The organism is Pseudidiomarina terrestris (assembly GCF_030466375.1).
Lineage (GTDB): Bacteria > Pseudomonadota > Gammaproteobacteria > Enterobacterales > Alteromonadaceae > Pseudidiomarina > Pseudidiomarina terrestris.
In genome coordinates, this window is the sequence record NZ_JAGGJE010000002.1 from 238,817 (window position 1) to 250,869 (window position 12,053).

A 12,053-nucleotide genomic window follows, 5' to 3' on the forward strand; every position below is an offset into this window, starting at 1 on the left:
GTTCGCCCTCTAGTGGTCGTGACTCGCGCCATCCTTCAGCACATCAGCCTTCAATAAATAACTGTTACCAAACACATAAGGAGTTTCGGCAGCTAAACCGCCCTTTACCTCGATGTATTCGCCGTCGCTAACGCCAAGATCGATCATTCGAACTTCAAACGTGTTGCCGTATTGAGCAAAAACGACAGGCATATCTCGGAACGTTTGCACGGCATCTACCTTCACCGCCAACGCAACATCTTTTTCGCCTGTAGTTACATTTGCCTGTACATGCATGCCGGGCCGCCAGTGGCCATTTTTATTGTCTACGAGCACTCGAGCCCGGGCAATGTGTCCGCCTGTCATCACCGGTGCAATATAGGTGATTTCGCCGAAAACACGCTTATGATGATGTAAGTCGAAGACTTCAGCGGGAAGCCCTGGTCTTAGTTTTTCTATACTTTCAGGGAATGCGGAAAGTTCTATCCAGACGCTCGACAGGTCGACCACTTCAAAGAGCAGTTCTTCTTTTACAATTTCACCTGCTGTAACCAAGCGCTGCGTAACCTCCCCGGTCAGGGGACTGACAACATCATAGCTCGCGCCACTAGAGGCATTCATGATTTTTGCCAGGACCTGTCCTTCAGTCACTTGCTCACCGGTTGCGACAAATACTTCAGTGACTTTGCCATTGTAAGTCGGTCTGATTTGCGCAATTTGTCCAGTTACGGGGGCAACAACACCGAATAAACGTTCTTTGAATGTCAAAGTCCTTGGCATTGCTGTTTCGACCAATATATTTGCTTTATCGATGACTCGATCGGACAAGGTTGTTCGCCCCTCAAAACTCTCGTAGTGCCATTCACCGGCACTGCTCTCAGTTGAAGCTTTTACTGACACTTCATAGGAGTGAGGTTCCTCAACAACCTCATTACTGACCAGATAATCATTTTCCGGAATGAAGCTTAGTTTGTCATCGCGATTGCCTAATCTGTGCAAGGTGACTTCGAGCTCGACTTCATCAGGATTAACAATCTCACCTTCTGAATAGGTGTAAACGCGCATTTCAGGTGGAATTCCGGACTCAAAAATCGTGATCTCGACGGCAAATTCATTATCGCCAAGTAAAGTTCCACCACGGGGGCCTTCTACGGCTGCTTCGGAATGCTCATGGTGCGACTGACCTAAAGCTGGTTGTGCCGACGTTAGTCCAACACACAGGCCGAGAAGGATGGCTGTTGTTTTAATAAGGTTCATAATTCTGGTCCCAAAAATGATTGCCCCGTCATTCGCTCAAGTTCAAGGAGGTCCTGATAAATAGCGTAACGGCGATTAATTTGCTGATATTCCAACTGTGCAAGCTCTTCTTGTGCATCAAGCACCATCAACAGGCTATGTATTCCTTTTGCATATCCAGCCTTTGTCTCTTGCTCTAACTGTCGGGCAATAGGCAGTAAATCAAGTCGAATACGTTCTAAGTAGTTGCGGTTAGCTTGCAAGCGCGCGAGAAGCGTTCGGGCGTCTGCGCGCAGTTGCTGGCGCACGACCCGCTGTTGATCGAGAATGAGGTCTCTTTCTGCTTGCTTTGCTTGAATGAAGCCCAGGTTTGGGTTTGTTAATTGCAATGGCATCGACGCCTGCACGACGAGGCCGGAATCGTTGAGCTGATTGTCATAGCGGACACCAACTCCAAGCGTAACATCTGCTATAGCCTCGGCTTTCAGAGTACTCACCCGGGCTGCTAACAAATGTTCTGAATCCACTAGACGGAGGAACTCTGGTGCCTGATTGACGGCTTCTTCAACCTCAACATCTGTGGGCAGGCGCAATGAACTGCTAAACTTACCGGTCACTTGGGTAAAGTCAGGTGCAGAAGCCCACATCGCGCTAAGATTCGACTTAGCAACTTGAATTTGGCCAGTTATTTCTTCAGTTTTGGCGATCACTTGTTGCTGTTGCAATCGAATTCTCGTTACCTCAGACGGGGGGACGGCGCCAGCTTCCACACGTTCCAACGCTACCCTCAAGGCCTCATCGAGGCGGAGCTTCTGTTGCTGGCTCCAGTCCGCCAACACTTGCAGTCGGATTAACTGATAGAAGCGATGTGCAGTTTCTGCAAATACCGCTAACTTGCTGTAATCAAACTCTGCATTAAGCTGGCGCTGTTTAACTGACGCAAGTTCAATGCGTTGCTCACGTTTTCCGCCTAACTCAATGAGCTGGCTCAGAGATAAGGTTGCTTGTGCATTTTCGAATCCGCGATTGGTGCCACTACCCGCAAAATTCTCAAGCTCTAATCCAATCTTCGGGTTAGGCGTTAAGGAAGCCTGAAGTTTTTCAGCTTCAGCCATCCTTTGTTGATACGGGTATTTTTGTAAGACCGGATTATTTTGCAACACCCGTTCTAAGGCGTTGCCTAAGGTCAAGTCGTTCGCGATTGCTGAAGCAGGCAAAACCACTGAGCCCACCACTGCAGCAACCACGAAATAAAGTAATTTCATGATTTATCTCCACAATAAAAAGAGAGTGCTTTACGCACAGATTCTAAAGGTGAAGACTAAGAATTAGGCGGAGGAACTGGTGGCTGGTTGTCGTTACTGTCAAAAGGCAGCAGTTGATGTGCTATGGCGAGTGTTGGTGAAGGTGCTTCCGGATTAAAGGTTGCATATCCGGTGATACAGCTAATATGCGCGTGAAATTGATGCTGGTGGTCTGATTCGAAGCGGTCATAGGAGTCCGACTGGTGTTCCGCATGGGCATGATTTTGATAGGCATAATCGAACGTATGGTCAGTGATTTCAACGTGCCCGGCCGAAACCGCACAGGTGAAGAGACTGTGAAAAAACATAACGATGATCAAGGACCAGACACGCTTGGGCAAAAAAAGTAACCTTTGAAAGAGGCAGATAGCGTTTGCAAAATAACAGACATACCCTCAAGACTCAATACAGACTCGAGAGTAAAGATCAGGTATGCAGAAGTTTGATAGTTAGGCCTTGGACGTCGAAAAATGTTGTGATCAGTGTCAGTGCACAAACGTCTGTTCGGAAAGATCCAGAGCTATGGACCGTCTGAATTAGATATACCTGACTAATGCAAGTACACTTGAACCAATATTTACCACAAGTAAACTTCAGATTTTAAATCTGCGTCGAGATATTGAAATGATTGCTCGCCAAATGCGAAGAGTGCCCATATCAACCGATAACGTTAATTCATTAACATGACCCGACTCATCTCATTTGTCGAAGCCAATCTTGTATTGTTTGTCATTGTTACAGCCGGGCTAGGATTGATCGTTCCAGAAATTGGTAAGTTCTTCGAGAGCTCCATTGGGCCATTACTTGCGTTACTGATGCTTATTATTAGCCTGACTTTCGACGCTAACGATGTGCGATTGGTGCTGCGTAAACCTTCTCGACAGCTTTTGGCGATGGTCCTTGTCTACGGGCCTATGTCGATTGGGGGGTTACTGACGGGGCGTCTTTTTTTTGGGAGCGGTCCTCTGGCCGCCGGCCAAACCTTGCTTGGCACGCTACCAACGGATGTTTCATCCCCACTTTTGGTTCTCATGGCACGAGGTAATGTGGCCCTGGCTGCTGTTTTCAATGCAGTCAATACGGCGTTATCTCCGTTTATCGTTCCTGTCTTATTTTTATGGCTGACAGGCGTTCAACTCGAGGTTCCCCTAGACGCGATTATTCTGGAATTGGTGTTAGTTGTTCTTGTTCCTACGGTCTTGGGTGTAAGCTTACGCACGCGATTTCCTAACTTTTTTGCCCAGCATGATGCGGCTTATGCTGGGCTTGGATCCATTTTATATCTTCTTATTCTGCTCGCAGTTGTCGGACCGAACGCAGCAACCATTATAGGTTATGGCTGGTATGCGTTTGTGATTGCGGGGGCGGCATTATGCCTAAACCTGATTGGCTATCTACTAGGAATGGTTTCCTTGTTGGTCACCACTGACCGCGGTGAGGTCATCGCGTACCTTTTTACCGTCAGTAAAAAGGAGTTCAGTATTGCTGCTGCTTTTGTGGCGGCATCTGGGTTGCCAGCAGAGATCGCGATTCCTGCTGCGTTTTTTGCGGTAATTCAGATGATTACCTCACCGATCGCGGCCAAGATTCTCGCGAGGCTCAGTTAAACCAATTAAAGTGTTGATTGAGTGAGTGCATACTCAATCGCTAGGGTCTATTCGGCTTCTAACCATTCTTTGGCAGACTGTTTATCGTCGCGATCGAAATACCGCACATCCGAAGCAGTAAAAAAATCCGTTGCCTTTGCAGCGCTTTCGAGCCACTTCTTGTCACCAACAAAAGCCATCCTTCCGTAGTCTGAGAAATGAGCCGTGTCTATTTTCAGGTCTTCCCATAACCCTTTCATGTCATAGCCGTGGAAGTTTTCAAACTCCATATAGAAATCCACTTGTTGACCCTTATCCACAATACCGTGAATAAGCTCGTGAATCCTCTCCATGTCTGCTTGGGTGGCTTTACCGGTCAACTTAATTGCAATCAGATTTTCTTTATTGGCGTCTAGAATGTCGATCATATTGAAATCCTCCTGTTCCTTTACGCAAAAATCAGGTTATCCATGAGTATAGCAAAAGGCATTGCCGAACTTGATAAGTGAGTCCGGCCAATGTCGTGTTGTCGGATAATTTATCGTGATCGGTATTTATGCTTAGATTAGGATTCATAGTTTTCGTGCTTGCGGTGTTTTTCATCGTGCTTAGCTGTCTTCAAATTTCCAGACGTGCGCAAAAGGTGCTGTAAAACAGCCGCTATAGCGAAACAATCTAACTTAGAGATATTGGTTCGTTCATAAATTATGCGCAGAGGCCTATATTGAGCGCGGTTACCCAAATAAGGAGCGCTTACTTATGCACGCTTACGCTGCGCCACTACCCATTATCTCAATGACATCGCTTGATTCTGACGAAGGCCTGGCGCAATTGCGTCATGCCGCCAGTGACGTCGGCTTTTTCTATCTTGTCGATCACGGTTTAAGCAATGAAGCGCAGCAAGACTACCTGGCGTTGAGCAAGCAGTTCTTTCAGCTATCGAACGAAGAAAAGCAAAGCGTTGATATGATTCATTCGCCCCATTTTCGCGGTTATAACTCAGTGGGCAATGAAATGACTGCCGGGCGGCTCGATGCACGCGAGCAATTTGACTGGATGAATGAAGAGCTGGCGCTTGCACCAGAGCAACTTCAGTACCCATGGCAAAAGTTGATTGGCCCTAACTTATGGCCTGACGCTATGCCAACCCTGAAACCGACACTTTTGACGCTGCAACGTAAATTGAGTGACATCACGGTGAATGTATTGCAGAAACTCTGCGAATCGCTGGGTGTCGACCGCAATGCTCTTGACGCAACCCTGGGTGAACAGCCCTATACTCATGCCAAGCTCATCCGTTATCCGGCACAGCAATCGACCCAGCAAGGGGTTGGCGCGCACAAAGATCCGGGTTACCTGACCCTGGTAATGCAGGACTCACAAAGTGGGCTCAAGGTGGAGCGGGGCGACGAGTGGGTAGACGTCGAGCCAATTCCAGGCGCACTTGTGGTGAATATTGGCGAGCTATTGGAGCTGGCCTCGGATGGCTTTTTGAAAGCCACAAATCATAAAGTTGAGAGTCCTGTACAAGGTGGTGAGCGCTATTCGATTGCGTTTTTTATGGCCGCGCAATTATCAGCGACAGTGCCGGTATTGGCTTTACCACCGGAGCTGAAGACACGAGCAACAGGACCATCGATTGACCCTGCGAATCCATTGCTGACCGATGTCGGCAATAACGTGTTGAAAGGGCGCTTGCGCTCGCACCCGCATGTCACCAGGAAACATTATTGCGATGAACCTTTACGGCATCTGCTCGACAAGAGCTTTGCTTACATGCCAACGGCTGAAATCTGTGACGACTGTCGGGTTTAAGTGAGCTGGGACTGTTTGGATGGTGCGATTCAGCTGAAAATGGCTCACCTGACGACCTGACAGGCCCCCATTTTTTAAGAGCCACTCGCTTAGTGGATTGACTTGTGCGGACGCTCTCCGCTTAGTCGTGCTGTCACCGACAATTTTAAAACTGACCCACAGGCGGGTGAAAACAAGGTTACCGTTGACACGGAATGGCTTTGGCTGGGTAACCATGAGAGGACGAATAGGGCCATTGGAGGATTTCTCCTAAACAATTAACGCAAGCGGCTCATTTAATTTCTACGAATAGCTGCTGCTTCAAGCGGGGGGATCACAATATGCCGACCCCCTTGTACAACGAAGAGATTAACGGACAAGCGACGGTCTCTTGTTGCGTATGGCAGCGAGTGACCATCTCACTTAACAATTCTTCGATGCGCTTTAGCGTATCGATCTTGCCCCTTACATTTTGCAATTTTCGCGCTGCGAGCTCACTAGCTTCAAGACAGTGCGCGCCATCATCCAGGCGCAACAGGTCGCTCACTTCGCTCAGGGTAAAGCCTAATTTTTGTGCTGTTTTAATAAATACTAGTCGAGCAATATCAGCAGAGCCATAATATCGAATGCCGCCGGCCGGGCGTACCGGTTCATTCAGCAATCCCCTTCGCTGATAATAACGGATTGTTTCTACGTTCACCCCAGCTGCCTTCGCCAGGCCTCCAATGGTTACACTTTCTGGTTTATTGTCCATCACGCTTGACTCCGTACCTAACTACGGGACTAAGCTTACTCGAGTAAACGCAAAAGGGAAAGTTCTAAAGATAATGGCTGAATTCGATTCAAAAAAAGCGTCGTTAGCGATGGGCACAATCGGGGCTGTTCTAGCCGCAGGCTGCTGTTTAGGGCCACTGCTACTGATAATGTTAGGCGTTTCTGGCGCCTGGATCGGGAACTTATCGGCGTTGGAGCCTTACCGTCCAGTCTTTATTGGTATTGCATTAATCGCAATGTTTGTTGCCTGGCATCAAATTTTTCGTACGCAGGATAACTGCAGTCCGAAAACTATATGCGCGGCACCTAAATCGCGTTTTGTCTACAAATTGGGATTTTGGATGATGTCACTACTTGTGCTGGCCGCGCTGATTTTTCCCTATATCTTGCCGCTATTTTATTAACAGGGGGACCTTTATGAAATTAAAACTATTTTCTGCACTTTTTTTGGCTTCAATCAGTATGTCGGCTGCGGCCACCATGAGAACGGTGGATTTGTCAGTGCCAGACATGAACTGTGCGGCTTGCCCCATAACCGTAAAACTGGCGCTTACCCAAGTAGCCGGGGTATCTGAGGTGAGTGTCGACTACCCGAATCGCAGAGCCATGGTCACGTACGAGGACACTTTAGTATCAGTGGATGCGTTGATAAAGGCGACTACTAACGCGGGTTATCCGTCAGAGCTAATAAGCCGGCCAACACAGGGTAAATCAGGAGGTTCTCCTGATGCCCGATAATAACCAACAGCACATTGCCGTTATTGGTAGTGGCGGAGCCGCGATGGCGGCAGCGTTAAAGGCCGCTGAGCGGGGCGCCCGGGTTACTGTCGTCGAGCGAGGCGTTATAGGTGGCACCTGTGTCAATACCGGCTGTGTACCTTCAAAAATGCTCATTCGTACGGCCAATATCGCTCATTTACGGGGCTCAAGTGCCTTTGATGAGGGGCTAAGCGCGCATCGCACAGTGGTGAATCGTCAGCAGCTTCTTCAGCAACAGCGAGAGCTTATCGATGAGTTACGAGAGTCTAAATATGAAAGCATACTGCGTAATCATAAAAACGTTACCGTGATAACTGGTGAGGCGAGTTTTGTTAACGGCCAGCAACTAAATCTGAAGCTGAATAACGGTAAGCAGCAAATTATCGACTTTGATCGCGCATTTATTGGAACGGGTGCGCGGCCCGCAGAGCCGCTCATCGAGGGGTTAAGGCAAACGCCTTACCTGACGTCGGCCAGTGCTCTGGAGCTTACTAAAATTCCTGCCAGCTTAATTGTGATTGGGGCTGGGTATGTCGGCTTAGAGCTGGCTCAGGCATTTGCCCGGCTCGGTAGTAAAGTAACCGTAGTTGCTCGTAGTTCTCTCCTGTCGGACCACGATCCGGAGATTGCCGACGCATTAAAAACGGCGTTATGCGATGAGGGGATACAGGTGCTGACTGAAACGCAGGCGAGCCATATCGATTTCGTGAAAAACGAATTTGTACTACAGACAAACGCAGGAGAATTGAGAGCTGAACAGCTGCTGGTAGCAACCGGAAGGGTTCCTAATACGGAAATTTTAAACCTTAGTGCTATTGGAGTGGAAATGGATAGCGGTGCCATTGTGGTTAACGACCAGCTGGAAACTACAGTACCCACAATATATGCCGCGGGTGACTGTACGCAGCAGCCGGAATTTGTATATGTAGCGGCGGCGGCAGGAACCCGCGCCGCGATAAATATGACAGGAGGAGCAACCACGCTGAATCTCAGGACGATGCCAACTGTCATGTTTACCGATCCTCAGGTTGCTACTGTCGGATTATCAGAAAGCAACGCGACCGCACAAGGGATCGCTGTCGATGTGCGTAGTTTAGCCCTAAGCCATGTACCGCGAGCTCTCGTCAATTTTAATACGCGCGGCTTTATAAAGATGGTGGCTGAGCAAGAATCCGGACGGCTACTTGGCGTGCAGGTTGTTGCAGATGAGGCAGGCGAACTAATACAGACAGCGGTAATGGCGATGCGGGCTAATATGACAGTTCAGGAAATTGGGCAGGAGCTTTTCCCTTATCTCACCATGGTCGAAGGCCTGAAGTTATGTGCGCAGACGTTCACTAAAGATATCAAGCAGCTGTCGTGCTGTGCGGGTTAATAATTTATTTCATCCAATTCTTGACCTGGAGTTCACTCCAGGTACTACGCTAAAGCTATATTGGTGGCAACACAGAGGTTTCATTATGTGTACCAGACTTGTCATATTGTTGGCGCTAGCAGCTGATATTGCGCAAGCGTTCGGCCAGTAGTGCCATGGTTTCTGAAGTCTCCGTGCAGGCCCTGGGCAGGGTATGGGCTACAGCGTAAATTCAAAACTGGCGTTGTCCGGCATGATGCCTTATTCCTTCAATAAGGAACTAGAGGTGAGCGGCCCGACCAGCGCCTATGAAGCGTGGGATGAATCCGAGGAAATTCCCCCGCCCACCGGAATCAAATTAAGGAGGAAATCATGGCCTTTTTTGACGCACTGACACAAGGGCTGTTGATTGGTCTTGGTTTATTTTATAAGGCGTTATGGCCGATTTTATTTGGCGTGTTACTGACAGCGCTAATTGAAACACTCATTGATCATGAACGCCTGGCAGATATTCTCGGCGGTCGCGATCTGCTGACAACCGGTAAGGCGACCGCTGGCGGTATTGCCAGTTCAGCGTGCACCTTCGGAGCCTTGAGCATCACGCAGACGCTATTTAAAAAAGGCGCGTCAGCAGAGGCCTCGTTTGCGTTCAGCTTTGCCTCAACAAATTTAGTTATTGAGTTAGGTATCCTGATTTATGCGCTGCTGGGTTGGCAGTTTCTGCTGGCTGAACTCATCGGCGGATTTGTGCTGATAAGCATCATGTACGTTTTGGTACGCTTAACCTTGCCAAAACAACTGTTTGAGGATGCCCGCAAGCGACTGCGTCAGCAGTACGAGGAGGATCCTGCGCCAGTAGCTTTCAGCCGCCAGGTGACCGCCGATGAAAGCTGGAGTCAACAGCTGACCTCCAGAGAAGGCTGGAGCCGAATTGCTTATAACTATTTTCACACGCTGGGAAAAATTTATAAAAGTGCGCTCTTCGGCTTTTTGATAGCCGGTCTGATTGTTTCTTTTGTTCCGCCAGAGGTCTGGGCGTCATTATTTATGGAGCCCACCGGCTTGCTGAGTATAACTGAGAACGCCGTTGTGGGTGTACTGGCGGGTGTGCTGAGCTTTATCGGCTCTATTGGTAACGTACCTTTTGCTGCTGCACTCTGGGTGTCAGGGGTATCATTCGCGGGGGTTATTGCCTGCATCTATGCGGATTTGATTTCGGTTCCTATATTAAACCTCTGGAAGAAGTTCTTTGGCTGGAAAGCGGCCCTCTATATATTTGTTATCTTTTTTTCCACTATGGTGGCCAGCGCGGTTTTGATGGAGCAACTTTTCAGTGTACTCGACTGGATACCGCCTCGCCTTAGCGTCGAGGGATTCATGAGCTTTCTGGAGCTTAAAGTCGATTTCACCTCCATCATGACAGTGCTTTCGCTGGTTGGAACGGCGGTGCTCTATGCTCTCGTCCGGTCCGCCTCACGAGGAGATAATGAAGCATGACGAGCAACGCGCTAGTTGAGATCGAAGTGTTGACTGGCTCGGGTTGTGGCCACTGTCAAAGCGCTCTGGGGTTGGTCCGGCGAGATCCGAAGAACGTTAAGGCCATTCCCACATTTTAAGCCGCAGTTAGTCGCATTTGATATGAGCGTGATTGAACCCTATATCGCTATAGCTTAAATCGCGCATAAAGAGGGTTATGGTCGGACACCGTACTGGTATCAATCGCTAACGCTTTCTGCAGCGAAAGGTCGCGGTAGAAGATGAAATCCAGAGGGTGTTGGCGGTAGGTTTTAATATGATGTGGGTCGGCCATAATAGCGTGCTTGAGGCCGACGCTGCGACAGAATTGCAGCAAGCGCAAGCGGCGTTGGCGGCTCCACACGTTAAAATCACCAGCCACGATGAGTGGCCCTCTGTGCTCTAATAACTCTGCTTTGATGAGTTCCATTTCTTGCGAAAACTGATGCGTACGAACGAAGTTGATCGCATGGACATTGACGACTAACAACGAGCCGCCCTCTGCGAGTGAGTGATACGAGAGCATATAACTTTTATGTGTGGCGAACATGCCTTCGCGCTTTTTGCTCAGTCGTGCTTGCGCCTCGGTAAAAGCATATTGGCTCGCGGTGAGCACACCATAAATAGAGCGACGTGTTTGTATATTCGGAGCGACAGCAAAAGACCAATGCGGGAGTAACCAATTATCCTTCGCACGGAGCTTTACCTCCTGGAGCACTAAAAATAAGCAAGGGAAGTCGGCTAAAACGCCTGCCAGAGCACGCTGAAACCTGGGTGTTTCGGTAAGCTTCTGAGTATTCCAACACAGCACGCCAAACTCCTCACCACGAACAATAGGGTGCTCATGTATGAACTGTTGAGGAACCACGACTTTGGGTTTAAGCACGCTCCCGCCTTTTTAGAAATCTGGACCTTTACTACGTCTTAAATTCAGACACTAATAGTATGTATCAGGTTCAATGCAGTGGACTTGCCAAGCAGTAAGCATAAGCACCGGAAGGGGAAGCATGGCCTATTAGTGCTCAGAGTTAGAGGGATCGACCTCGTTCTGTTGGCGTGTTATTCGGGCTATTTTTGCTTTCTCCCATTCTTCGCCAAAAGGTTGAAAAACGAAAACTGCTAGACCAGCAATGAGTACACTGAAAGACAAGAATAGAGTAATTAATGGACCTAAATTTTCTCCTTGGTTATAGTTGGGCAGCATGAAAACGAGAAAGACTGCAATTAAGAATGCAGAAAAAGTATAAAAATACCTGATATGCCTGACTTTCTCTTTCGCTTTGCTTTTTTGTGAAAGCTTCTCGCTCGTACCGGTACCCTCTTCAAGTGAGGGACGCATGTCATTCTGTATCGCGCTGGTAAGCTCATCTGTCGTTATCTCAAAAACTGCAGCCAACGACTTCAAGGTTTCAGATCCAACACTTTCACCTTTTTCTACTCTTTGGATTGTACGCACATTCAAACCGCTAAACTGGGCTAACTGCTCTTGGGACCAATGTTTCTGGAGTCTTAATGATTTCACCTGAACCACCTTTTTTGTTAAACGCTACGCATTGTATAGCATGAATTCGGTGTCGGTAACGACCAACGGACGACAAAATGCCGACAATGGCTAACATTCATAGTGACGGTCCCCCAAGAAAAAGATCCACAAGGACGATGAATTTGGGCATGATAAAGACCTTACGAGGGCCACGTCATGAAATCAAAACGTTTTTCAGTCGAGCAGATCGTTTCCGCTATAAAACAGCA

Annotated in this window: 13 protein-coding genes; 6 read left to right on the plus strand and 7 right to left on the minus strand. The window is 48.4% G+C overall.

What is annotated here, in order from left to right; genetic code table 11:
- Positions 1-9 precede the first annotated feature (9 nt).
- Genes J6J28_RS08460 through J6J28_RS08470 form a run of 3 tightly spaced genes read right to left on the minus strand, consistent with a single transcriptional unit; the run spans position 10 to position 2,860 of the window.
- Positions 10-1,236 (minus strand): efflux RND transporter periplasmic adaptor subunit, encoded by a 1,227-nt coding sequence (locus J6J28_RS08460; protein WP_301721074.1) that lies wholly within the window; start codon positions 1,234-1,236, stop codon positions 10-12.
- Positions 1,233-2,480: a TolC family protein gene (locus J6J28_RS08465; protein WP_301721075.1), complete on the minus strand. Its 1,248-nt coding sequence runs from the start codon at positions 2,478-2,480 to the stop codon at positions 1,233-1,235. The genes J6J28_RS08460 and J6J28_RS08465 overlap by 4 nt, the downstream gene beginning before the upstream one ends.
- A 56-nt stretch (positions 2,481-2,536) precedes the next feature.
- Positions 2,537-2,860 (minus strand): hypothetical protein, encoded by a 324-nt coding sequence (locus tag J6J28_RS08470; RefSeq protein WP_301721076.1) that lies wholly within the window; start codon positions 2,858-2,860, stop codon positions 2,537-2,539.
- Between the two features lie 342 nt (positions 2,861-3,202).
- Between J6J28_RS08470 and J6J28_RS08475 the strand changes: the two genes are divergently transcribed.
- On the plus strand, positions 3,203-4,126 hold the full coding sequence (locus J6J28_RS08475) for a bile acid:sodium symporter family protein (protein ID WP_301721077.1): 924 nt from the start codon (positions 3,203-3,205) through the stop codon (positions 4,124-4,126).
- Positions 4,127-4,173: 47 nt separating this feature from the next.
- Here J6J28_RS08475 and J6J28_RS08480 read toward each other — a convergent pair whose 3' ends face one another.
- A complete protein-coding gene (locus J6J28_RS08480; protein WP_301721078.1) occupies positions 4,174-4,533 on the minus strand; it encodes a SpoIIAA family protein in 360 nt (119 codons plus the stop codon).
- A gap of 331 nt (positions 4,534-4,864) precedes the next feature.
- On the opposite strand from J6J28_RS08480, the gene J6J28_RS08485 reads away from it, so the two are divergent.
- On the plus strand, positions 4,865-5,920 hold the full coding sequence (locus J6J28_RS08485) for an isopenicillin N synthase family dioxygenase (protein WP_301721079.1): 1,056 nt from the start codon (positions 4,865-4,867) through the stop codon (positions 5,918-5,920).
- A gap of 313 nt (positions 5,921-6,233) precedes the next feature.
- Here J6J28_RS08485 and merR read toward each other — a convergent pair whose 3' ends face one another.
- Positions 6,234-6,653 carry an Hg(II)-responsive transcriptional regulator gene (merR, locus tag J6J28_RS08490; RefSeq protein ID WP_301721095.1) on the minus strand — a complete coding sequence of 140 codons (420 nt, stop codon included), beginning with the start codon at positions 6,651-6,653 and terminating at the stop codon, positions 6,234-6,236.
- A 73-nt stretch (positions 6,654-6,726) separates the two neighbouring features.
- Here merR and merT point away from each other — a divergent pair, with 73 nt between their 5' ends.
- The 4 genes from merT to J6J28_RS08510 all read left to right on the plus strand — a co-directional run bounded on the left by merT (position 6,727) and on the right by J6J28_RS08510 (position 10,283).
- The gene (gene merT / locus J6J28_RS08495; protein ID WP_301721080.1) at positions 6,727-7,077 is read left to right on the plus strand and encodes a mercuric ion transporter MerT; all 351 of its coding nucleotides are present in this window, start codon (positions 6,727-6,729) and stop codon (positions 7,075-7,077) included.
- 76 nt (positions 7,078-7,153) lie between these two features.
- Positions 7,154-7,411, plus strand: coding sequence for a cation transporter (locus tag J6J28_RS08500; RefSeq protein ID WP_470382181.1), 258 nt, complete (start codon positions 7,154-7,156; stop codon positions 7,409-7,411).
- Complete coding sequence (merA, locus tag J6J28_RS08505) at positions 7,401-8,807, plus strand: mercury(II) reductase (protein ID WP_301721082.1); 1,407 nt, start codon at positions 7,401-7,403, stop codon at positions 8,805-8,807. The genes J6J28_RS08500 and merA overlap by 11 nt, the downstream gene beginning before the upstream one ends.
- 384 nt (positions 8,808-9,191) lie before the next feature.
- A complete protein-coding gene (locus J6J28_RS08510) occupies positions 9,192-10,283 on the plus strand; it encodes a permease (protein WP_301721083.1) in 1,092 nt (363 codons plus the stop codon).
- A gap of 166 nt (positions 10,284-10,449) precedes the next feature.
- On the opposite strand, the gene J6J28_RS08515 is transcribed toward J6J28_RS08510, so the two are convergent.
- Positions 10,450-11,187, minus strand: a complete 738-nt coding sequence (locus J6J28_RS08515) for an endonuclease/exonuclease/phosphatase family protein (RefSeq protein WP_301721084.1) — start codon at positions 11,185-11,187, stop codon at positions 10,450-10,452.
- Between the two features lie 129 nt (positions 11,188-11,316).
- Positions 11,317-11,823: a helix-turn-helix domain-containing protein gene (locus J6J28_RS08520; RefSeq protein ID WP_301721093.1), complete on the minus strand. Its 507-nt coding sequence runs from the start codon at positions 11,821-11,823 to the stop codon at positions 11,317-11,319.
- Positions 11,824-12,053: the final 230 nt, after the last annotated feature.